The organism is Loktanella agnita, assembly GCF_046640325.1.
GTDB lineage: Bacteria > Pseudomonadota > Alphaproteobacteria > Rhodobacterales > Rhodobacteraceae > Yoonia > Yoonia agnita.
Genome location: NZ_JBJMBF010000029.1, coordinates 1 through 22692, shown reverse-complemented (window position 1 = coordinate 22692; position 22692 = coordinate 1). Strand labels below are relative to the sequence as shown.

The window sequence follows — 22692 nt, the reverse complement described above, 5'->3', positions numbered from 1 at the left end:
GAGCATTTCGATTTATACCTGAATCACCAATCGCTGCCTTTCGCCTGCGGCTCAAACGCAATTGGTGATCTGTGATGCCTCAGATTAAAACCGAAACGCTTTAACCCATGATCAACTGATCGCGCCTTGGGTCATCAAAGGCGCAATGGACGGGGAGGCGTTTGCTGCATATGTCCGCGAAGTCCTGGTGCCCGACATCGACCCGGGAACAGTTGTGATCTGCGACAATCTCGAGACCCACAAGAACGTTGAAGCTTCTGGCGCGTTGCACGCCCATGGATGCTGGTTCCTGTACTTGCCGCCCTACAGTCCCGACCTGAACCCCATCGAGCAGGCGGTCTCAAAGCTGAAGGCCCATCTGCGCAAAGTTGGTGCAAGAACCTTCACTGAACTATTCGCGGCAATCGGCGATATCTGCCACCTCTTCACACCCCAAGAATGTTGGAACTACTTCGCAAATGCAGGATATGCATCAACATGAAAAGGAAACGCTCTAAATCACTTGATGCTTTCCCGTATCCGTGATGCGGCGCTGCGCTTTACCAAATGCACAACGGCTATCCCGCTTTAACGTATAGGGCACTTTCGAACCCCGAAGACAAGATTGCTAAGTGTATGAGGGGTAAGCGAAAGAATCGCGGCCGCTGAGAACGGTTTTGATCGCAATTTTCCTGCGGCACCCATGCGCCAAAGCGCTTTGGGTGTTTTTGCGCGCCACTGGCGTAAAAAGTGAATAAATTATGATGAAAATGCAGCTATTCAGTGTTCGTGACAAAGAATGAGCCGCTGGATATCGCGCTTTCTTGATCCGTCGAATCGATTCGCAATTTGCGGTGGCGCGGCGTTGGGTGAAGCGCCCCACATATCGCTGCGGGGCACTTCGTTTTAATGTGCAAACGGCTTATTGCGGGATGTCGCCTGTCAGACCTTCAACGTAGAAGTTCATGCCTGCCAGCGTGCCATCATCTGCCGTTTCGCCATCGGCGAGCCATGCGGACCCGTCCTGCTTGTTCAGCGGGCCAGTGAATGGCTGATATTCGCCAGATGCGATGCTGTCGCGCAGCGCTTCGGCAGAGGCTTTCACTTCGGCCGGAACCGCATCTGTGATTTCGCCGATGCCAACCATGCCAGCGCCGATCCCGTCCCATGTGTCCGTGCTTTCCCATGTGCCGTCGATCACAGCTTGGGTCCGTGCGATGTAATAGGGCGACCAGTTGTCGATGATGGAAGACACGCGCGGGAAGGGTCCGAATTCAGCCATGTCAGACGCTTGCCCAAAGGTCACGACATTACCTGCCTGCTGCGCGGCGGCCTGCGGTGCGGTGGAATCGGTGTGCTGCAGGATCACGTCTGCACCCTGTTCAATCAGCACTGTGGCGGCTTCAGCCTCTTTCGCGGGGTCGAACCATGTGTAGGCCCAGACGATCTTGAACTCGACATCCGGGTTCACCTCTTTGGCGTGGATATAGGCCGCGTTAATGCCGCGGATCACTTCGGGGATCGGGAAGGATCCGATATAGCCGATGACGTTGCTTTCGGTCATCTGACCCGCGATGTGCCCTTGCACCGCGCGCCCTTCGTAGAAGCGGGCGGAATAGGTAGACACGTTATCGGCGCGTTTGAACCCGGTCGCGTGTTCAAACATCACGTCAGGGAATTTTTCGGCCACGTTGATGGTTTGGTCCATGTAACCAAACGAAGTGGTAAAGATCAGGTCGGCACCTTGCAGCGCCATTTGGGTCATCACACGCTCTGCATCGGGGCCTTCGGGAACGCTTTCCACGAAAACGGTTTCAACCGCATCGCCGAAATGGTCCTCGACCGCGAGCCGACCGACATTGTGTTCATAGGTCCAGCCGCCATCGCCGACCGGCCCGACATAGATGAACCCGACCTTAGTCGGATCGTCTTGTGCCATCGCGCCCGATGCCAGCCCCAGTGCCAGCGTGGCCCCGGCCAGAATTGTTTTCGTCTTCATACTCATCCCCTTGTTGGTGGTTGGCAGCGCCTCAGTGTGAGGCATGGAAAGATTGGCCCAGTGACCCCGGTGCCCGTCCGGCACGCATAATAACCAGCACGGCGATAGTGGCCAGATAAGGGGTCATGGAAAGATACTCGACAGGCACTGCCGCCCCCGCTGCCTGTAAATTAAGCTGTAGCACGGTGACACCGCCAAATAAATAGGCGCCGATCAGCAGCCGACCCGGTCGCCAGCTGGCAAAGACCACAATTGCCAATGCGATCCAGCCTGCGCCTGCGGTCATCCCTTCGGTCCATTGCGGCACCCGCACGAGGCTCAGATAAGCCCCGCCAAGCCCGGCACAGGCCCCACCGAACATGATCGCCAGCAGCCGGATCCGGATCACGTGATAGCCCAGCGCATGCGCGGCCTCGTGGTTTTCGCCGACCGCCCGCAGGATTAGCCCAGCCCAGCTGTATTTCAGAAAGGCCCAGACCCCTGCCACGATCAGCAGCCCCACATAGACCATCGGGTCATGTTGAAAGACAATCGGCCCAATAATGGGAATGTCGCCCAACAGCGGGATATGCCAATCAGGGAAATCTGGCGCTTTGACCCCGATATAGCCTTGCCCCATCAGCGCGCTGAGCCCCAGCCCAAAGAGCGTCAGCGCCAGCCCTGTCGCCACTTGGTTCGACAGCAGGATCTGCGTCAGAACCCCAAAGATCAGTGAAAGCAGCGCCCCACCAATTGCCGCCCCGGCGAACCCCAGCCAAGGCGAACCTGTATTGACCGCAACGATGAACCCGCAGACTGCGCCAGTGATCATCATGCCCTCGACGCCGAGGTTCAGGACGCCGGAGCGTTCGACAACAAGTTCCCCGATGGCGGCGAGAATGATCGGGGTGGCCGCGACCATAAGCGAGGCGAGCAGGAGGAGAGGGTTGATGGCCGACAGGTCCATTAGTAACCCCCGTATCTGACTGTCATGGTATTATACGTGACGCATATTCCGGTCCCGACCGACAGGGCTGCCGCCGCTTGTTGCCACTTCCGCCCCCTGATCAGAAACGTCCCGCTGCCAAAGCGGATCGCACTGAGAGCCGCATGCAACACCATCAGGCTGGCGATAGTAAAGAGCATCGCGTGCCATGCAGGTTCCTGAGAGAAGGTCAGGGTCGCGAAGGTCGCGAATATGACAAGTGTCTCGCCAATGGTGAAATCGGTCAAAAACGACGCCAGCGTGCCAGTCAGGCGCGCAAGGAATTTAAGGGTGTTTTTAATCATCACACGGTCACGCCTTTGCCCAGCCGCAGACGATAATTCGTCAGCACGTCCACTGCGAGCAGGAAGAACAGCAGCATCCCCTGCATCAGCTGGATCGCGGCGAGCGGTAAGCCCAGATTGGACTGCGCGATTTCGCCACCGATATAGGTGAGCGCCATCAGCCCCCCCGCCAGCAGGATGCCGACCGGGTGCAACCGTCCGAGGAAGGCGACGATGATCGCGGTGAACCCGTAGCCGACGTTGAAATCAATGCTGATCTGACCGGCGGGGCCTGCGACCTCAAACATCCCGGCAAGTCCGGCCAATCCGCCGGACAGCCCCATGCAGACCAGCACCAGCAGGCCGGGGCTCACACCTGCGAATTTCGCCGCGCGCGGGCTTTGCCCGGTCAGCCGGACCTGAAAACCAAAGATGTGCCGTGACAGGGCGATATAGGCAAAGATCACAGCGATCAGCGCGGCGACAACGCCCCAATGCATGCCGGCGCTTTCGCTGATCCAGCTGCTGGCACTGTCGTATTTTGCCAGATTGCGCGAACCGGGAAAGCCCATGCCTTCGGGGTTGCGCAGCGCGCCCAGCGCCATGGAGGCGAGCAATTGCTCGGCGACATACACCAGCATCAGCGATACGAGGATTTCGTTGGTGCCGAATTTCACGCGCAGGATGCCGGGGATCAGCGCCCAGAGCAGCCCGCCCAAAGCCCCCGCCAGCACCATCAGCGGGAAGATCAGCAACAATTCGGCCGGGTAAAAGGCAAGTCCCACCGCCGCGCCGCAGATTGCGCCGACGATATATTGCCCCTCTGCCCCGATATTCCAGATGCCAGCCCGAAACCCAAAAGAAAGCCCGATCGCGATAAGCACCAGTGGTGCTCCTTTGATCAGAAGTTGCGGCCGGTAAAACCATGCAAATTCCGAAAACAGCGGGTCGAGAAAGATCGTGCGGATCGTCTCGAACGGGTTCTTGCCAAGGGCTGCGAATAGAAGACCGCCGCAGATCATCGTCAGGACTACCGCCAGAACAGGGGTCGCAAAGGTCCAGAGCCGGGATGGCTGCGGGCGTTTTTCGAGGGTGATCATAGGACGGTACCTTTGCCGATGTGTCGTCCGGCGCTGCCCTTAACGATCATTGGTCTACCCATCCACATGCGCGACCTCCATATCATGCGCACCACCCAGCATCAGGCCGATTTCCTCGACCGTCAGCCCTGCAGCGGGGCGCGGCGCAGACAGACGCCCTTCGTTCAGTGCCGCAAAGCGGTCAGAGATTTCCATCAGCTCGTCTAGGTCCTGACTGATCACGATCACCGCCGCCCCTTTGGCTGCGAGGTCCAGCAGCGCCTGTCGGATCGCGGCAGCGGCAGAGGCATCAACCCCCCATGTGGGCTGGTTCACGACCAGCACATCCGGGGCCTGCATAATTTCGCGTCCGATGACGAATTTTTGCAAGTTCCCGCCGGATAGCGAACGTGCCGCATTGGCGGGACCGGGGGTGCGCACGTCAAAGTTAGCAATAACACCCTCGGCGAACTGACGCGCCTTGGTCCAGTGCAGGAAACCTTTGCTGGTCAGTTTCTGCCGGGTCATCGCTGTCATGATTGCGTTTTCGGTCAGCGACATATCAGGTGCTGCGGCATGGCCCATCCGTTCTTCGGGGGCGGCCAACAGCCCAATGCTGCGCCGGGCGTTCGGGGCAAGCTGGCCGATATCACGGTCTTGATAATGGACCATCGCAGGCGCGACACGCATTTCACCGGACAGGGCCGCGACAAGCTCATCCTGACCATTTCCGGCAACACCGCCGATCCCCAGCACTTCTCCTTTGCGGACCTCTAGGGTAATGTCTTTCAACGCGGTGCCGAAACGGTGGGGGGCTTTGGCGCTGAGGCTGTTCAGGGTCAGCACCACATCACCGGCGGGGCGGTCTGGTTTTTCGGGCACATGCAGCTTTGTGCCCACCATCAGCTCGGCCATGTCACGGGCAGATGTCGCGCGCGGATCACAGGTTCCGACAACCTGCCCCAACCGCAGCACTGTGGCGGTATCACAAAGCGTGCGAATTTCTTCGAGCTTGTGTGAGATATAAAGGATCGCGGTGCCTTCGGCGCTGAGCTGTTGCAGCGTGCGGAACAGGATCGCCACCTCTTGCGGGGTGAGCACCGATGTGGGTTCGTCCATGATCAGCAGCTTGGGGTCCTGCAGCAGGCAGCGGATGATTTCGACCCGTTGCCTTTCACCGGCTGACAGTTCGCCAACAATCCGGTCCGGGTCGAGCGGCAGCCCGTATTGGTCAGACACCCGGCGCACCTGTGCTGCGATTTCACCCATAGGCGGTGGGTTTTCCATCCCCAGCGCGATATTTTCGGCCACGTTCAGCGCATCGAACAGGGAAAAATGCTGGAACACCATGGCGACACCAGCACTGCGCGCCGCACGCGGGTCGGCAGGGGTGAAGCCATGAGCGTTCAGCATCATGCTACCACTATCAGGTTTCACCAGCCCGTAGATGGTTTTCACCAAGGTTGATTTGCCAGCGCCGTTTTCACCCAAAAGCGCGTGAACCTCGCCCGGCTGAATATCAAAGGACACGTCACTGTTGGCGACAACACCCGGATAGGCTTTGGTCAGGCCGGACAGGCGCAACAGTGGTTCGGTCATCCGGCATGGTCCTTTATTCCGCGATTCGGCGACGCGATCATGGCGGTTGCGACCCCAAGTGCAATGGCTGCGGGGTGTTTGCCAAGGGCGGGGTTGCCTATTGGGCAGGCAATGCGTGAAATTTGAGCAGCGCTATGGCCCAGGGTTGTAAGCCGGCTCCGAAATCGCGCCCATTTGGTCGCTGATCCGATCAGGCCCGCGCTGTGAAAATCTTGCGACAGCACAGCGTGGCAGAGCGCAAGGTCAATGTCGTGGCTGTAGGTCAGGATCAGATGATCAGCATTGTCGGGCGCATGTCGGACGGCTTTGGCCGGGTCTTTGGCGACCAAAGTGGTGACATCGGTGTCCGGGAACCTGTCCGCAGCCGTATCCACCCAAGTGATATAGAAATCAGGCAGCGGGGCCATGACATATATGATCGCCCGCCCCACATGCCCTGCGCCGTAGATCCAAAGCGGGCGCTTTGCTGGTTCGACCATGCTGTCGGTCCGTTCCCACAACAGGCTAACCGATCCGCCGCAGCACTGGCCGAGGCTGGGACCGAGTGGAATGGTCCGCTCCTGTCTGCTTTGCCCAGTGCCCAGCATTTGCCGCGCCTCCGCCATTGCCGCCCATTCGAGCGCGCCGCCGCCAATAGTGCCTTCGATCCGGTCTGCCCAGACGAGCATCTGTGTGCCCGGCCCACGTGGCACCGACCCGGCGGTTTTCACCACCGTGATGCGAATACATTCCGTCATCCGCGCGCCCGCTTCACGGCGCGCAACACCTCTTCGGCGGTGGCAGGGGCATTGAGTGCTGGGTAATTGGGACCGCTGGCCGCCACGGCATCCGATAGCGCCAAGAAAGCGGAGATCCCCAGCATGAAAGGTGGCTCCCCCACAGCTTTGGAGCGATAGATCGTCTGGGCCGGGTTCGGCGCATCCCAAAGTGCCACATTGAATATATCGGGCCGGTCAGAGCAGGCAGGGATTTTGTAAGTCGATGGCGCATGGGTGCGGAGCCGGCCCTTGTCGTCCCAAACCAATTCCTCGGTCGTGAGCCAGCCCGCACCTTGCACATAGCCGCCTTCGATCTGTCCGATATCAATTGCCGGATTGAGCGAGCTGCCTGCATCATGCAGAATATCGGTGCGCAGGATGCGGTTTTCGCCGGTGAGCGTGTCAATGACCACCTCGGTCACGGCAGCCCCTTGGGCGAAATAAAAGAACGGCGTGCCCTCGCCCTTGATCCTGTCCCAGTTCAGGCCTGGGGTTTTGTAGAACCCTGTGGCCGACAGGCTGACGCGGTTCTGATAGGCGATGGCAGCGGCTTCGGCGAATGTGATCTGTTCGTTGCCGATCTCCACGTTGCCGTCCGCAAAGCGGATATTTTCGGTGCTGGTTTGGTGCAGCTCTGCCAGACACCCGGCAATCCGGTCGCGGAGGATGTCGCAAGCATTGGCGACGGCCATGCCGTTCAAATCAGAGCCGGACGATGCGGCGGTGGCGGATGTGTTCGGCACCTTGCCCGTATCGGTCGCTGTGATCTTCACCGCGCTGACATCAATGCCAAAGCGATGCGCGGCCACCTGCGCGACCTTCTGAAACAGGCCTTGCCCCATTTCCGTCCCGCCGTGGTTCATATGGACCGAGCCATCCTGATAGACATGCAACAGCGCCCCCGCCTGATTGAGGTGTGACAGGGTAAAGGAAATGCCGAATTTAACCGGGCTGAAGGCGATCCCTTTCTTCAGGATGGTCTGTTCGTTGTTCCAATCGGCAATAGCTGCTTTGCGTGCGTGGTAATCCGACCGCTGCACCAATTCGTCTGTGAGCGCGTGCAGGATGAAGTCCGTGACCGGCATCTTGTAAGGCGTCGTCTGCACGGCGGGTGGATCAAGATACACCTTACGGTTTTGCGCGGTTTCATCAAAATCACTATCCGCCACGCCCCGTGAGGTCAGATCGACATCCTGCTTCTTCTGGCCGGAAGTATCCTCGGGGGGGCGCGCAGCGCGGGGGGCAGATGGCCCCCCTGCGACCATTGCCGCATAGTAGTTTCGCTGGCGGATCACGACAGGATCAATCCCCAGCTCTTTGGCAATATGGTCCATGACGCGCTCAACCCCAAGCATCCCCTGGGGTCCACCAAAACCCCGAAACGCGGTGGCGGATTGGGTATTGGTCTTGAGCCGGTGCGACGTAATCCGCGCGGCGGGCAGGTGGTAGGCATTATCGGCGTGCAGCATAGCCCGGTCCGCCACAGGCAAGGACAGGTCCTGCGCCCAGCCACAGCGGGTGGATTGGGTGAAATCGACGCCAGTCAGCCGCCCCGCATCATCAAAGCCGGCCACATAGTCGATCCGAAAATCATGCCGCTTGCCCGTGATCATCATGTCATCGTCGCGGTCATAGCGCATCTTGCAAGGGCGGCCCGTCGCGCGCGCAGCTACGGCGCAGGCGACCGCCAGCGCGTTGCCCTGACTTTCCTTACCGCCGAACCCGCCGCCCATCCGACGGATTTCGACCCGGACCCCATGCATCGGCAGACCTAGCGCCTCGGCCACTTTGTGCTGGATCTCGGTCGGGTGCTGGGTGGAGGAATGCACCACCATGTCGCCACCTTCCTGCGGCAAGGCGAGTGCGGCCTGACCTTCCAGATAAAAATGTTCCTGTCCGCCCATCGCGACGCTGCCCCGCACCTGATGCGGGGCCTCTGCCAGCGTCTGATCTACATTGCCTTTGGTCCAAATGCGCGGTCCGTCCTCAAACCGGCTATCGGCGGCTAATGCCTGATCAATAGTCAGGATCGGCGTCTCTTCAGAATATTGAATATCACCCAACCGCGCGGCCTTGCGTGCGTTCAGATGACTGTCCGCAACGACCAGAAAAATCGGCTGGCTGAGGTAGCGGATGTCATGCTTCGCCAGAAGCGGTTCGTCATGGATCGAGGGGGAGACATCATTCGCGAAGGGCAGATCATCGGCTGTTAGAACAGCGATCACACCCTTTGCTGCACGGACCTGTTCAAGGTCAAGCGTGGTGATGCGTCCCTTCGCGATCTCGGACAGACCAAACGCCAGATACAGTGAATTCGCCGGGATTGGCAGGTCGTCAACGTAGCGCGCAGTACCGGTGACATGCAGGCGGGCCGCATCATGTGGCAGGGGCTTTGAGATGCTCATGGCGTCACCTCTAACACGCTGGTGGTGTGACCAGACAGCTCTGCGAAATAGCGGTGCAGCAAGTTTTGTGCTGTTTCCAGCCGGTAGGCGGCAGAGGCGCGCATGTCGGTCATCGGCGCGTAGTCACTGCCGATGACTGCTGCGGCCTGAGTGACAGTTTCTACTGTCCACGGCTGTCCGGTCAGTGCCGCTTCGACCGCGTGGGCCCGGTGTGGCGTGCCTGCCATGCCGCCAAAGGCGATGCGCGCATTGGTGACGGTCCCTGCTTCAACCGTCACATTGAAACAACCGCAAAGCGCCGAGATATCCTGATCGAAGCGTTTCGATATCTTGTAGCAGCGCAAGGCCGGGGCGGATGCGGGGAGGGTAACGCCGGTGACCAATTCACCTTTGGCGCGGTCCTGTTTGCCGTAAGACAGAAAGAAATCCTCTAACGGTATATCCCGCGTTTTGTCGCCATGGCGCAGATGCAAGGTGGCCCCAAGCGCGATCAGCGCGGGCGGGTTATCCCCGATGGGCGAGCCATTGGCGATATTGCCGCCAATCGTGGCCGCGTTGCGCACCTGATCAGAGCCATAGCGCCGAATCATCGCGGCGTAGGATGGGTGATGTTCACTCATTTTTGCCAGCACCGTGCTCATCGCCACAGCGGCACCGATATGGATCCCGTCGGCGGTTTCGGCGATCTGGCGCAAGTCGGTGCAGCGGTTCAGGAATGCCACGCTGGGCAAGGCGCGCAATTGCTTGGTGACCCATAAACCAACGTCCGTCGCACCCGCGATCAGGGTGGCGTCAGCGTTTGCGGCGTACCATGTTGCCAATTCATCGAGGCTTTCGGGGGCATAAGGTTGGGCCACGACCTTAGGCTGTTTGTCGTCCAACCACTCGGCTTTGGGCGCGGCCTCTGCGGCCTGAGCGGCGCGGATGATTGGCGCGTAACCGGTGCAGCGGCACAGGTTGCCAGCCAGCACATCATCATGGTCAGTCCGCCCCGCCATATGACCCGCAGTCATCGACGTGATGAAACCCGGCGTGCAGAAACCGCATTGCGAGCCGTGATGATCGACCATCGCTTGCTGCACTGGGTGCAGGCTGCCATCTGGGGCGCTGATCCCTTCGACCGTGCGGACAGCTTTGCCATGCAGTTGCGGCAGGAACAGAATACAGGCGTTCAACGCCTTGGCCCCGTCATCATCGGTGATCATCACCGTGCAAGCACCGCAATCGCCTTCGTTACAGCCTTCTTTGGTGCCGCAGAGCCCCTGATCCTCGCGCAGCCAATCCAGCAGCGAGCGTGTGGGCGTCGTTTCGACCTCCACAGTTTCCCCGTTCAGAAGAAACGTAACATGCATGATGTAAACCCGCCGCCTTACCCTGTCGCCAATCACGGCCTGCGGTGTCGATGCGGCGTAGACACACGGGGCCAAACTTTGCGCCATGAAACCGGGGCGGCAGGGATTTGGCAAGGAAAATTCGGCGCGATCTGTCGCTTATTTGACTGAATGATCAAAAATTGAGCAGTAAAAGGTCTACTTCGGTTGGTGCGCGTCTGAATTTCAGAGAGTGACCGCCAAAGCCGCCATCTGGTCGGCAGCGGTCCCCCAGCCTTCGAAGAAGCCCATATCGCGGTGGGTTTTGGCCCCTTCCGCATTTGCGTGGCGCACAGTGACGACATAGGTGCAGCCGGTGTCGCGCGGGGTTATCGTAATTTCAGCCGTAAACGACATCGCGGCGGGGCCTGTGGTGTCATTGGGTTGAAACCCGCCGCGCATCATATTGGTAAAGACAAAGCGACGCGCCTGATCCGCCACAAGAACGCAACCCTGTCCCGTCACCGGGTCAGGCATGTCGGGGATGTGCATTGTCGTGTCGAACCGCCCACCCGGCGTGGGGTCGATCACCACATCCGTGGTCCGCACCGGCTTTGGCGCGAACCATTGTTCCAGCAGCGCAGGTTCGGTCCAGCACCGCCAGACGTTGATTGGCGCTGCGGCCAACTCGCGAGTGAAGGACAGGGTGGTGTCGGACATGAAAGATGCTCCAATAACGGCCCCGCACGGGGTTCAAGAGACGATGACAAATGTGGCTCGTTTCAGTGCCGCACCAACAGTTGTTCGGCATAAGCTTTGAGTTTGTTCAGGGCCCCAGTCCAGCCGCCCTCAACCTCGCGCAGTGCGTCCGGTCCAGAAAAGGACGAGGTCGCGACGCTGATATCAAGGGCCGTGCCGTCCTCAGTCGGGGTCAGCGCATAGGTGACAAGGCTGGTGAACGCAGGGTCCCCGCCTAAGATCAGGGTTTCGGTGAAAACGGCCCGTGTCGGGGCGCTCAGGTGATACCACCTTGTATCCACCAGAAAATCAGGCGCGTCCGTCGGACCACAGCGATGCCGGTCCTGCCCGCCCTCGCGCAGGTCGGAACTGTCGACCACAAGAACGGTGGCATCATCCGGCGCGCCCCATTTTTCGCGCTGTTTCGCATCGGTCATGACGTGCCACAGTTTTTCCGGGGTCAAAGGCAGGATGCGGTGCAGATCGAACGTGGCCGTATCGGATGTCATGTCATTCTCCTGTGTCGCTGTTGGCAATCTTGTGCGCGAGCGTGTCCAGACGGTCCAGTCGGGTTTCCCACAGGTGCCGTTGCCAAGCGAGCCAGCCCTGCGCTTCGATCAGGGGGGCGGCCTCAATATGGCAGGTGCGCACCCGGCCTTTTTTGACGGATCGGACGATGCCGGTGCTTTCCAGCACCGAAAGATGTCGCATGAAGGTGGGCAGCGCCATGGCGTGGGGGCTGTGCAATTCACTGACCGAAGCGGGGCCAGAGGCAAGCCGTTCGATGACAGCGCGGCGGGTGGGGTCGGACATAGCGCCGAAAAAGGAATCAAGAGTACTGGTCATGGGCAGAGCATCCTTCTGCGCGGGGTCACTGTCAAGATACTTAGCTGAATAGCTAACAATTAAGCGTAATCCGGCATCTGCGGATTGCCGTCTTGTGCCGCCGCTCCCATCGGCTAGTTTGGCGCGCATGACAACCCATCCCCGATTCATCCACCTGCGCGTCCATACCGAGTATTCCTTGCTCGAAGGCGCGGTCCACGCTAAGAAGCTGCCCGGCCTTGCCGCCGGAATGGACATGCCAGCTGTGGCGGTGACCGACAGCAATAACCTCTTTTGCGCATTGGAGTTTTCCGAAGGCGCTGCGGGGGCAGGGGTGCAGCCGATCATCGGTTGCCAGATTGATTTGGGTTACACCACACCAGAACCGGGCAAGCGCCCCGAACCGCCCGCGCCCATCGTTCTGCTGGCGCAGAACGAGACTGGTTACGAAAATTTGATGAAGTTGAACTCCTGCGCCTATCTGGATGCGGCGGGGGAACTGCCGCAGGTGACGGTCGAGGAGTTGGGGCAATATCATGTTGGCCTGATTTGCCTGTCGGGCGGGCCGGACGGGCCGGTGGGGCGCCTGCTGCGACAGGGTCAGCGGCCCAAGGCCGAGGCGCTAATGGACCAATTGGCGGCGATCTATCCCGACCGGCTCTATGTTGAATTGCAGCGTCATCCTGGCGACGGCGGGCTGCCAGAGGCAGAGCGCCTGTCAGAGCGTGGCCATATCGAAATGGCCTATGCCAAGGGTCTGCCGCTGGTGGCGACCAATGATGTTTATTTCCCCAAAACCGGGCTGTATGAGGCGCATGATGCGCTGATCTGTATCGCCGAAGGCGCCTATGTCGATCAGCAACAGCCGCGCCGCCGCCTGACCCCGCAGCACTATTTCAAATCACCGCAAGAAATGGCGACCCTCTTTGCCGATCTGCCCGAGGCAATTGAGAATACAGTCGAAATCGCCAAACGCTGCGCCTTTAAAGCCTATAAGCGCGACCCGATCCTACCCAAATTCGCCGATGACGAAGTGGTCGAGCTGCGCCGACAAGCGGTGGCGGGGCTAAAGGCCCGTCTGGCCGTGATCCCCCACGCCGCCCCGGTTGAAGACTATGATAAGCGGCTGGAATTTGAGCTGGGTATTATTGAAGGCATGGGCTTTCCCGGCTATTTTTTGATCGTCGCTGATTTCATTAAATGGGCGAAAGATCATAACATACCGGTTGGGCCGGGCCGGGGGTCGGGGGCTGGGTCACTGGTGGCTTATGCGCTGACCATCACCGACCTTGACCCATTGCGCTATTCGCTGCTGTTCGAACGGTTCTTGAACCCTGAACGGGTGTCGATGCCCGACTTCGATATCGACTTTTGCATGGACCGCCGCGAAGAGGTGATCCGCTACGTGCAAGAGAAATATGGCCGCGACAAAGTGGGCCAAATCATCACCTTTGGTGCGTTGCTGTCAAAGGCCGCAGTGCGTGACGTGGGGCGGGTGTTGCAGATGCCTTACGGGCAGGTGGACCGCCTGTCCAAGATGATCCCGATCGAAGGGGTAAAGCCCGTCAGCATCGAAAAGGCGCTGGCCGACGAACCCCGCCTGCGCGAAGAAGCGCAGGCCGAAGAAGTCGTGGACCGGTTGCTGACCTATGCCCAGCAGGTCGAGGGGCTGTTGCGGAATGCATCAACCCACGCCGCCGGTGTGGTGATTGGCGACCGGCCATTGGACGCGCTGGTGCCGCTTTATCAGGACCCGCGATCCGACATGCCCGCGACCCAGTTCAACATGAAATGGGTGGAACAGGCCGGGCTGGTCAAATTCGACTTTCTGGGCTTGAAAACCCTGACAGTGATCCAAAACGCGGTTGATCTGATCCGCAAGACGGGTCGCCCCTTGAACGTGACCGCTGATGGAAACGAACTCTATCAGCCACCTGAAGGGTTTGAGTATGACATCGGGGCGATCCCGCTGGATGATGAGGCATCCTATAAGCTTTATGCCAGCGCCAAGACGGTGGCCGTGTTTCAGGTGGAAAGCTCGGGGATGATGGATGCGCTCAAGCGCATGAAACCCACCTGCATCGAAGATATCGTGGCGCTTGTGGCGCTCTACCGGCCCGGCCCGATGGAAAACATTCCCACCTATTGCGAGGTGAAGAATGGCCAGAAGGAACTGGAGTCGGTTCATCCGTCGATTGATTACATCCTTGAAGAAACCCAAGGCATCATCGTCTATCAGGAACAGGTGATGCAGATCGCTCAGGTCATGGCGGGCTACAGCCTTGGCGGCGCTGACCTGCTGCGCCGGGCGATGGGGAAAAAGATCAAGGAGGCGATGGACGCCGAACGCCCGAAATTCGAGGAAGGCGCGAAGAAAAATGGTGTCGATGCCAAGAAGGCGCGCGAAGTTTTCGACCTATTGGAAAAGTTCGCCAACTACGGGTTCAACAAATCCCACGCAGCGGCCTATGCGGTGGTGTCCTACCAAACGGCTTGGCTGAAAGCGAACCACCCGGTGGAATTCATGGCCGGGGTGATGAACTGCGATATCCACCTGACCGACAAGCTGGGTGTGTACTTTCAGGAGGTCAAAAAAGGGCTGGGCATCGACTATACCCCGCCCTGCGTGAACCGTTCCATGGCGACGTTCGATGTGAAAGATGGCAAGCTGGTCTATGCGCTGGGCGCGCTGAAAAACGTGGGTGTCGAGGCGATGAAGCTGATTGTCGCAGCTCGCGATGGCGTCACAGACCAACGCAGTCCCGGACATGATCCGGGACCTCAACCTGACGGCAGAGGCGCCGGATCGGAGTCCGGCGCTGGCGCGCAGAAACCCTTTATCAATCTTTATGATTTTGCACGCCGGGTTGATTTGAAGCGCGTCGGGAAACGCTCGCTGGAAATGCTGGCGCGAGCGGGGGCGTTTGACGTGCTCGACCCGAACCGACGGCGGGTGTTCAACAGTCTGGATGCGCTCACAGGCTACTCGGCAGCGATCCATGATCAGAAAGCATCAAATCAGGTGTCGCTGTTTGGTGATGCGGGTGAGGATTTGCCCGAACCGCGACTGGCTGGCGGTGATGACTGGTTGCCCGCCGAACGGCTGTCCGAAGAGTTCAAGGCGATTGGATTCTACCTATCCGGCCATCCGCTGGATGACTATATGGGCCCCTTGAAACGACAAAAAGTGATGACCCTTGATGATGTGATCGCGCGAGCAGAAAAGGGCGCGGCTATCGTCAAAATGGCGGGCACAGTATCAGGCCGTCAGGAACGTAAATCAGCGCGCGGCAACCGCTTTGCCTTTGTGCAGCTGTCGGACCCGACTGGGCAGTATGAGGTCACGCTATTTTCCGAGACATTGGAAAAATCTCGCGAATACCTAGAAACCGGCGCGCAGGTCGTCGTCACCTGCGAGGCAACGCTGGAGGCCGATCAGCTCAAACTGCTTGGGCGTTCTGTGGCGCCGATTGACAGCGTCGTCGCTGATGCGGGTGGTGCGGGGCTACGTGTGTTTATCGACGCCCCGGATGCCATCGGGTCCGTCGCAAGCATCCTGCAAAACGCCATGCGCGACGGGGTGCGCGCTGGGCGCGGCCCGATCTATTTCTGCCTGATGCAAAACGATCTGCCGGGGGAGGTGGAGCTGGATCTGGGCGATGATTTCCCGATCAACCCGCAGATCAAGGGGGCACTGCGCAGCCTTAACGGCGTGATCGAGGTCGAGGACGCCTAAGCAACATTGCCACGTCGTAAGGTGGATCCGGATCCACCCTACTGTCTGAAATGTCAGCTATTATTTTTCCAGCCCTTGCCATCGCGCCGGGTGGTGCATAGCAATCCATCACTCGATTAATCTATTGGAGCTATAAGAATGAAATCTCTGACCTGCATTGCCGGGATCATTGCCCTGTCTGCCTGCACACCGCCGCTTGAGATTACGCAACCAAACGCGACCGCCGGCGTGGTCTCGACGGTAGACCGTGCGCGGATCACAAGCTACCGCACGACAGAAATCCGTACCTACACGATGCAGGATGACGCGCAGGTCGAGGTCGGCAATCAGGTGTGTTCATTGCGTTCTGAAGAGGTTGCAGCACAGGTCATCACGCCAATCCGCGTGGACATTCCCCGTTTTGTGCAATCGGGGAATTTCGAAAACCGCGGTCGCCCCATGCCACTGCAAATCAGTTGCGAGGGTAATGGGTTGCAAGGCGCAGAGACGGTCTTTGCCCAAGACAAGCAGGTAAGTACGGCGACGAATGCGGGTATCGGTGGCGCGATCCTGAGCACGGTTGTGTCCGCTGCCGTCGCAAGCAGTACGCCCTGGCGTTTCCCCGAAGCGGTGAAAGTGACGGTGCGCCCCTACTGAACCGGCTCCAACAGGCCATGCGGGGTGCCCCGCATAGCCGCTTACCAGTGCGGTGGCTTCTGGTCGGCAAACGGGACGCTGCCACCTGTATCCATTTCGCGCTGGGCTTCGCGTTCCATCAGCATAGTGACCCGCTTTACCGCCAGCGCGAGCTCTTTTTCCTGCCGTGCGACGATATCGGACAGTTCCTCGACCGTGCGGGTGAGGTGGGCGATTTGTTCTTCCAGATGCGTAATGTCGGCCATGTCGCCTTTTAGCTGGCTTCCTTCGCCGCGAAAAGGGGGGACAGATCGCCCAGCGCTTTTGCCTCGTCGACCAACTGGCCGAAATCAGCCGCTAGCGTTTCGGCTAGTTGGTCGAAACTGTCGATAACGAAATAGGTCGGTTGCACGATGTCGATCCGATAGGGCGTGCGGAATACGGTCAGCAGGTCGAAATCCTGCATCAGCGCGTCATCGCTGCACGCATGGGCGGCCTCGGCGGGTGATGACACGATTCCGGCGCCATAGGCGCGCAGCCCCTCTGCCGTGCGGATCATCCCGAATTCAACGGTGAACCAGAACAGCCGGAACATGTGCCAGCTATAGCCTTTGCCCAGCGCCTTGGCCCGCTTGCCGAATCCTTCGATGAAATCGCAATAGGCCTCGTTTGTCAGCATCGGGCAATGGCCGAAGACCTCGTGAAACAGGTCTGGCTCTTCAATATAATCCATATGCTCCCGCCGCCGCAGAAAGGTCGCGACGGGGAATTTGCGCTGGCTCAGCAGCTCGTAAAATTGCGATGGGGGGATAATCGCGGGCACACCTTCGGCTCCGGCCCCGGTCAGCGCATGAAGACGCGCATCGACATTTTTCACCTGCGGTGTCTTGTCCCCATTCAGCCCCAACTGACGCACCCCATCCAGATATTCCGGTGCGACCTTGCCGGGCAGGAACGCCATCTGGCGGGTGAACAGCTCGCCCCAGACGGCATCGTCGTCGGGCGTATAGGGAAAGAACCCATCGGCATCGGCAGAGAGTGAAACGTAGGTGGTATCCTTGGGCACGGCGAAACTCCTTTATTCCATTCTGGCCCGGAACGGCTGAAATTTCCTGTCAATCACGCGGGTTTTCGTGCATTCTTGAATGAAACCATTCATAATTGGCTGCATAATGAAATTTTCTGATCAAGAGCGGGTCTTGCTGGCCGCGTTGCAGGGCGATGCAGGCGCGTCGCTGGCCGAACTGGCCGACCGCGCGGGCATGGCCAGTTCCACCGTCTGGCGCAAGGTGCAGGAGTTTGAAAACCTCGGGCTGCTGCGCGGTCGCGTGGCGCTGTTGGACCCGGCCAAGGCGGATGTGCGGCTTTGTGTTTTTGCCACGGTCCGTCTGGCCGATCATGCAGAGGCAACGATTACAGGTTTTGCCAAGATCATCCGCGGCCACCCGGAAATCATGGAGGCGCATGCCCTGTCAGGCACCGCCGATTACATCCTGAAAATCCGTTGCCGCGATGTGGAAACCTACGAACAATTCATGACCCACACGCTACTGCGGTCATCGCTAGTCAAATCGGTCGTCTCGGCCTTTAGCCTGAAAGAACTGAAATACACGACTGCATTGCCCCTGTGACATTGGCGCGGTAAACGGCGCGGGACTATGATGTACAGGACCGACGATGGCCAAGGATAAAAAGCAGCCCCGCCCCAAGGCAGTGACGCCAAAGGGTTTCCGCGACTATTTCGGCGCTGAGGTTATCCAGCGCGCCGAAATGCTGTCAAAGATCGCCGAGGTTTACCGTCGTTACGGGTTCGACGCGCTGGAAACATCTGCCGTGGAAACGGTGGAGGCGCTGGGTAAATTCCTGCCCGATGTGGACCGCCCGAATGAGGGCGTGTTTGCGTGGGAAGAGGATGGCGACTGGCTGGCTCTGCGCTACGACATGACCGCCCCGCTGGCCCGGGTGGCGGCACAGTATCGCAACGATCTGCCGTCGCCTTATCGCCGCTACACGATGGGGCCGGTCTGGCGCAACGAAAAGCCCGGACCGGGGCGGTTTCGCCAGTTTTATCAATGTGATGCGGATACCGTGGGGGCGGCGTCAGTTGCTGCGGATGCTGAGATCTGCGCGATGCTGGCTGATACATTGGAGGCCGTGGGCATCGAGCGCGGCGACTACGTGATCCGGGTGAATAACCGGAAGGTGCTGAATGGCGTGATGGAAGTCGCCGGTCTGGCCGGGGATGACAAGGAAGAAGAGCGCGGGATCGTGCTGCGCGCCATCGACAAGCTGGACCGGTTGGGCGTCGAGGGCGTGCGCGCCCTTCTGGGGGAAGGCCGCAAGGATGAAAGCGGGGATTTCACCAAGGGTGCGGGACTGTCGGACGCGCAAGTGGAGACTGTGATGCGCTTCGCTGGCGCACATGACCATATCGTCAGTGTCATGAGCGACGTTGAGCTTAGCGCAAAGGACTACGCAGTTTCTTGGAACGGAAACGTAATCCAGTACCTAGCGGACAAGGTCATCGGCAACTCTCAAGTCGGGATTGAGGGTGTCAAAGAACTTCAAGAAATCGCTAACCTGCTTTTGCGGCAGGGGTACGATGCAACTCGGATCAAGATCGACCCCTCCGTTGTCCGTGGCCTCGGCTACTACACTGGGCCGGTTTACGAGGCTGAGCTGACCTTTGAGATCAAAGACGAAAAGGGCCGTCCACGTAACTTTGGGTCGGTCGCAGGCGGTGGGCGTTATGATGACCTTGTCAAGCGCTTCACCGGGCAGCCGGTGCCAGCCACGGGTGTGTCTATCGGCGTCGACCGGCTGCTGGCTGCGCTGCGCGCCAAGGGCCGCATGAGCGACACGGCGCAAGGCCCCGTCATCGTGACCGTCATGGATCGCGACCGCATGGCCGATTATCAGGCGATGGTCGCCGAGCTGCGGAATGCCTATGTCGATCCAAATGATCATTCGAAGGGCAAGATCCGGGCCGAGGTCTATCTGGGCAATCCGAAGAATTTCGGCAATCAGCTGAAATATGCGGATAAACGGCAGTCGCCCGTTGCCATCATCGCGGGCGGGGATGAGTTCGACAAGGGTGTGGTCCAGATCAAGGACCTGATCCTTGGCGCGGAAATCGCCAAGAACGCCACGCTAGAAGAATGGAAAGACCGGCCGAGCCAGTACGAAGTGCCGCGTGCGCAATTGCTGGCCAAGGTGCGCGAGATACTGGACGCGCTATGAATGGCTTTTTCAAAGGCCTTTTACGGTTCCTGCGTGCGGTCTTGTCAGAGCTCGCGATGATCATCGTCGGGGGCGTGCTTGTCGTGCTCGGTTTCGCTGCCGTGTGCTATGGCGTTTATCTTGACAGCACACTGATCATCGGGGCCGGGTCGGCCCTAATGTTCGTGGGCTTTATCATGTGTATGAGGCACTTTGTCTAATGCCCACATCCCCCCAAACATTGACCGAAGCGCGCCGTTTGCGTGATCACTTTGCCGCCCAAGGCGCGCAGGTGGTCAAGGCGGATGTGCTGCAACCCGCAGAGACTTTGCTGGATCTCTATGGTGAGGATATCCGCGCACGGGCCTATCTGACGTCAGACCCGCTACAGGGTGAAATGGTGTTGCGTCCGGATTTCACGGTGCCTGTGGTTCAGATGCATATGGAAACCCATGCAGAGCCCGCCCGCTATACCTATGCGGGCAAGGTGTTCCGCAAGCAGGAACACGATGAAACCCGCGCCAATGAATATGTGCAGGTCGGGTATGAGGTGTTTGACGGTCAAAACCCTGCCAAGGCCGATGCAGAGGTGTTTGCCGTTATCGCCGAAGGGCTGGCGGGGCTGCCCGTGCGTGCCGCGACTGGGGATATCGGCATACTGACCGCCGCCGTGCGCGGGTTGAAAACCACCGATGCCCGCAAAGCGGCATTGCTGCGCCATATCTGGCGGCCGGGCCGGTTCAAGGCGCTGCTGAAACGCTATGGATCGGGTGCGATGCCTGCGACACGCAAGGCGCTGCTGGCCGCAGATGACCCTTTTGCAGACGCGGGTCCCGATATCGGGCTGCGCAGCCGCGCCGAAGTGAGCGCCCGGATTGACGCGCTGCGCGCTGATGGAGCGGCAGCCCCGCTCGCCGCCGAAGAAATCGCGCTGATCGACGCACTTTTGTCGTTGCGCGAAACCTGCCCGAATGTGGTCAGCGCGCTGGGCGATATCGCCGTCGACATGCCCGCCATTGGTGCGGCAGTGGACCGGATGACGGCACGCGTGGATGCGCTGGCAGCACGCGGTGTCGATGTGGATGCGCTGGATTTCGAAGGCAGCTATGGCCGCACCTCGTTGGAATATTACGACGGGTTTGTCTTTGGTTTTTACGCAAGCGACCGGCCTGATCTGCCGCCTGTCGCAACGGGTGGCCGCTATGACGCGCTCACCGCGCAACTGGGCGACGGGCGCGCGGTGCCTGCGGTGGGCGGTGTGATCCGGCCCGATCTGGTGCTGGGGTTGAACGCATGCTGAAGCTGGGTGTGCCGTCCAAGGGGCGGCTGATGGAAAAGACATTTGACTGGTTCGGCCAGCGCGGCGTGAGCTTGCGTAAATCCGGGTCAGAACGCGAATATGCAGGCGCTGTCGATGGCATCGACGGGGTGGAACTGGTGCTGCTTTCGGCAGGGGAAATCCCGCGCGAATTGGCGGCAGGCAATATCCATCTGGGCGTCACCGGGTCCGATCTGGTACGCGAAAAGCTGGCCAACTGGGATAGCCATGTGTCCGAACTTGCGCTGATGGGTTTCGGCGGGGCCGATCTAATCATCGCCGTGCCGCAGGCGTGGGTCGATGTGGATACGCTGGATGACCTTGACGCGGCGGCCGCGGCCTTCCGCGCTCGTCATGGGTTTCGCCTGCGCATTGCGACGAAATATCACCGGTTGGTACGGGAATTCCTGCGTGAAGAAGGTGTTGCGGATTATCAGATCGTTGACAGCCAAGGCGCGACCGAAGGCACGGTGAAGAATGAAACCGCCGAGGCGATTGCCGATATCACCTCCACCGGGGAAACTCTGCGCGCAAACGGGTTGAAAATTCTGGATGACGGGCTGATCCACGCCAGTCAGGCCACTCTGTTTCGTGGTCGCCGTAAGGATTGGACCACGCAACAGCGCGAAACGCTGAAAAAGCTTATTGCGCTCTTGGATATCTGACCGTTTCAGGCTTTCGTATGTAGCAGGAACGAGCCGCAAACGACATTGAAAGAGTGAAAGCCTGATATGAAATATGCCCTCGCCTTTCTGGCGCTATTGCCCGCCGCCGCATCTGGCGAAACCCAGTATTGGGACTACAAAGATTGGCGTATCATTGTGGATACGGTCGATACCGGTGAGGATCTGCGCGTCACTTGCCGTGCGATGACTGGTGGTGACGGGTTGCGCAGTTTAGCTATTGAAGTCTCCAACGGTGATACGCTGCCACCCGATCACTATCCCGCGCCGGTGCTTCATGAATCTGCGCCACGGGGCTATGATACGGTAATGCAAGATGGACAGCGCGTCCTGTTTCAGTTCAGTTTGGATGATTTGACAGAGGGCTTCGTCACAGCCGGTCTGAATGACGAAGGCATCAAAGTGGCGACCGCCCGTGCCCATGAGGGCGACAGCCTGTGGATGCTGCAAACCATGCGCACAGGTGACATGCTGTCAGTAACGCTTGAGGGTGAGCTGGTCTATCGTGCGTCCTTATCAGGCTTCACTGCCGCCTACGGCAAAATCGCTGAACAATGCGGTTTTCCCACCACCGGCGTGATCGAATAAGCCCCCTGCTGTTTGAAAGGGGCTGCCCGTGACCCATGATGAATTGCTGGAATGGTCCCGACGGGCGGTAGAATGGGCGCTGCACTATCACAAAGGGTTGCGGGACAGGGCGGTGCAGGCGCAGGTGGCCTATGGCGCAACCGGCGCGCAATTGCCCGGCAGCGCCCCCGAAACGCCCGAAAGTATGGCGCAGATTTTCGCGGATTTCGAAGCCATCGTGCCCGACGCGATGACCCCATTAGCAGCATCGGCTCAAGAACTTGCAGACGCGATTGCAAAGATTGGCAGTTGTGAAATCGTGACGCCACCCGCCCTGTCGCTGTTTACGTTTCACTATCGCGACGATGCGGCGACACAGGCGCTGCTAAGCCGGATCAACGATGACGGGCGGGTATATCTGACCCAAACGCGGCATAAAGGCCAGTTCGTGATCCGCGTGCAGGTGGGGCAGTTCGATTGCACCCGCGATGATGTGATGATGTAATGGTGGTCAGGGATGTGATCCGCGCATTGATTTAGAGCGTGTCGCGTGCTTTCAGATTCAGGATTCCCAGATCACGTATGATGTGATTCCCTATGCTTGGCGCAGATAT

At 59.3% G+C, this 22692-nt stretch carries 22 protein-coding genes and 1 pseudogene; 10 read left to right on the top strand and 13 right to left on the bottom strand.

The window, feature by feature from the left end:
* Nucleotides 1-109: 109 nt before the first annotated feature.
* Nucleotides 110-481 (top strand): annotated as a pseudogene (locus ACJ5NV_RS19960) (transposase); the annotation flags it as partial.
* Between the two features lie 420 nt (nt 482-901).
* Here ACJ5NV_RS19960 and ACJ5NV_RS19955 read toward each other — a convergent pair.
* The 11 genes from ACJ5NV_RS19955 to ACJ5NV_RS19905 form a co-directional block, all read right to left on the bottom strand.
* Complete coding sequence (locus ACJ5NV_RS19955) at nt 902-1978, bottom strand: BMP family ABC transporter substrate-binding protein (protein ID WP_411646590.1); 1077 nt, start codon at nt 1976-1978, stop codon at nt 902-904.
* A 31-nt stretch (nt 1979-2009) separates the two neighbouring features.
* Nucleotides 2010-2924 (bottom strand): ABC transporter permease, encoded by a 915-nt coding sequence (locus ACJ5NV_RS19950; RefSeq protein ID WP_411646589.1) that lies wholly within the window; start codon nt 2922-2924, stop codon nt 2010-2012.
* Nucleotides 2924-3247, bottom strand: coding sequence for a hypothetical protein (locus tag ACJ5NV_RS19945; protein WP_411646587.1), 324 nt, complete (start codon nt 3245-3247; stop codon nt 2924-2926). The genes ACJ5NV_RS19950 and ACJ5NV_RS19945 overlap by 1 nt, the downstream gene beginning before the upstream one ends.
* The gene (locus ACJ5NV_RS19940; protein ID WP_411646585.1) at nt 3247-4326 is read right to left on the bottom strand and encodes an ABC transporter permease; all 1080 of its coding nucleotides are present in this window, start codon (nt 4324-4326) and stop codon (nt 3247-3249) included. The genes ACJ5NV_RS19945 and ACJ5NV_RS19940 overlap by 1 nt, the downstream gene beginning before the upstream one ends.
* 54 nt (nt 4327-4380) lie before the next feature.
* Nucleotides 4381-5904, bottom strand: a complete 1524-nt coding sequence (locus tag ACJ5NV_RS19935; protein ID WP_411646584.1) for an ABC transporter ATP-binding protein — start codon at nt 5902-5904, stop codon at nt 4381-4383.
* Nucleotides 5901-6641 carry a xanthine dehydrogenase accessory protein XdhC gene (xdhC, locus tag ACJ5NV_RS19930; protein WP_411646583.1) on the bottom strand — a complete coding sequence of 247 codons (741 nt, stop codon included), beginning with the start codon at nt 6639-6641 and terminating at the stop codon, nt 5901-5903. The genes ACJ5NV_RS19935 and xdhC overlap by 4 nt, the downstream gene beginning before the upstream one ends.
* Nucleotides 6638-9067, bottom strand: coding sequence for a xanthine dehydrogenase molybdopterin binding subunit (gene xdhB, locus ACJ5NV_RS19925; RefSeq protein WP_411646581.1), 2430 nt, complete (start codon nt 9065-9067; stop codon nt 6638-6640). The genes xdhC and xdhB overlap by 4 nt, the downstream gene beginning before the upstream one ends.
* Entirely contained in the window at nt 9064-10419 is a 1356-nt protein-coding gene (xdhA, locus tag ACJ5NV_RS19920; protein WP_411646580.1) for a xanthine dehydrogenase small subunit, read from the bottom strand. Before xdhA ends, xdhB begins: the two co-directional genes overlap by 4 nt.
* 204 nt (nt 10420-10623) lie before the next feature.
* On the bottom strand, nt 10624-11097 hold the full coding sequence (locus ACJ5NV_RS19915) for an SRPBCC domain-containing protein (RefSeq protein WP_411646579.1): 474 nt from the start codon (nt 11095-11097) through the stop codon (nt 10624-10626).
* A 62-nt stretch (nt 11098-11159) separates the two neighbouring features.
* Entirely contained in the window at nt 11160-11624 is a 465-nt protein-coding gene (locus ACJ5NV_RS19910; RefSeq protein WP_411646577.1) for an SRPBCC domain-containing protein, read from the bottom strand.
* 1 nt (nt 11625) lies between these two features.
* Nucleotides 11626-11961 (bottom strand): ArsR/SmtB family transcription factor, encoded by a 336-nt coding sequence (locus ACJ5NV_RS19905; protein WP_411646575.1) that lies wholly within the window; start codon nt 11959-11961, stop codon nt 11626-11628.
* A gap of 127 nt (nt 11962-12088) precedes the next feature.
* Here ACJ5NV_RS19905 and dnaE point away from each other — a divergent pair, with 127 nt between their 5' ends.
* Together dnaE and ACJ5NV_RS19895 are read left to right on the top strand one after the other, a co-directional pair.
* Complete coding sequence (gene dnaE / locus ACJ5NV_RS19900; RefSeq protein WP_411646573.1) at nt 12089-15676, top strand: DNA polymerase III subunit alpha; 3588 nt, start codon at nt 12089-12091, stop codon at nt 15674-15676.
* A 138-nt stretch (nt 15677-15814) separates the two neighbouring features.
* The gene (locus tag ACJ5NV_RS19895; RefSeq protein WP_411646571.1) at nt 15815-16312 is read left to right on the top strand and encodes a hypothetical protein; all 498 of its coding nucleotides are present in this window, start codon (nt 15815-15817) and stop codon (nt 16310-16312) included.
* A gap of 41 nt (nt 16313-16353) precedes the next feature.
* Here ACJ5NV_RS19895 and ACJ5NV_RS19890 read toward each other — a convergent pair whose 3' ends face one another.
* Both ACJ5NV_RS19890 and ACJ5NV_RS19885 read right to left on the bottom strand, forming a co-directional pair.
* Entirely contained in the window at nt 16354-16557 is a 204-nt protein-coding gene (locus ACJ5NV_RS19890) for a SlyX family protein (protein WP_411646569.1), read from the bottom strand.
* Between the two features lie 8 nt (nt 16558-16565).
* Nucleotides 16566-17357: a phenylalanine 4-monooxygenase gene (locus ACJ5NV_RS19885; protein WP_411646568.1), complete on the bottom strand. Its 792-nt coding sequence runs from the start codon at nt 17355-17357 to the stop codon at nt 16566-16568.
* Between the two features lie 106 nt (nt 17358-17463).
* Here ACJ5NV_RS19885 and ACJ5NV_RS19880 point away from each other — a divergent pair, with 106 nt between their 5' ends.
* The 7 genes from ACJ5NV_RS19880 to ACJ5NV_RS19850 all read left to right on the top strand — a co-directional run bounded on the left by ACJ5NV_RS19880 (nt 17464) and on the right by ACJ5NV_RS19850 (nt 22583).
* Nucleotides 17464-17922, top strand: coding sequence for an Lrp/AsnC family transcriptional regulator (locus ACJ5NV_RS19880; RefSeq protein ID WP_411646567.1), 459 nt, complete (start codon nt 17464-17466; stop codon nt 17920-17922).
* Between the two features lie 46 nt (nt 17923-17968).
* Nucleotides 17969-19531, top strand: coding sequence for a histidine--tRNA ligase (hisS, locus tag ACJ5NV_RS19875; protein WP_411646565.1), 1563 nt, complete (start codon nt 17969-17971; stop codon nt 19529-19531).
* The gene (locus ACJ5NV_RS19870; RefSeq protein WP_411646563.1) at nt 19528-19731 is read left to right on the top strand and encodes a hypothetical protein; all 204 of its coding nucleotides are present in this window, start codon (nt 19528-19530) and stop codon (nt 19729-19731) included. Before hisS ends, ACJ5NV_RS19870 begins: the two co-directional genes overlap by 4 nt.
* Nucleotides 19731-20810, top strand: a complete 1080-nt coding sequence (locus ACJ5NV_RS19865; protein ID WP_411646561.1) for an ATP phosphoribosyltransferase regulatory subunit — start codon at nt 19731-19733, stop codon at nt 20808-20810. Before ACJ5NV_RS19870 ends, ACJ5NV_RS19865 begins: the two co-directional genes overlap by 1 nt.
* The gene (hisG, locus tag ACJ5NV_RS19860) at nt 20804-21493 is read left to right on the top strand and encodes an ATP phosphoribosyltransferase (protein WP_411646560.1); all 690 of its coding nucleotides are present in this window, start codon (nt 20804-20806) and stop codon (nt 21491-21493) included. The genes ACJ5NV_RS19865 and hisG overlap by 7 nt, the downstream gene beginning before the upstream one ends.
* A 66-nt stretch (nt 21494-21559) precedes the next feature.
* Nucleotides 21560-22099, top strand: coding sequence for a hypothetical protein (locus ACJ5NV_RS19855; protein ID WP_411646558.1), 540 nt, complete (start codon nt 21560-21562; stop codon nt 22097-22099).
* Nucleotides 22100-22127: 28 nt separating this feature from the next.
* Nucleotides 22128-22583 carry a hypothetical protein gene (locus ACJ5NV_RS19850; RefSeq protein ID WP_411646557.1) on the top strand — a complete coding sequence of 152 codons (456 nt, stop codon included), beginning with the start codon at nt 22128-22130 and terminating at the stop codon, nt 22581-22583.
* Nucleotides 22584-22692 lie beyond the last annotated feature (109 nt).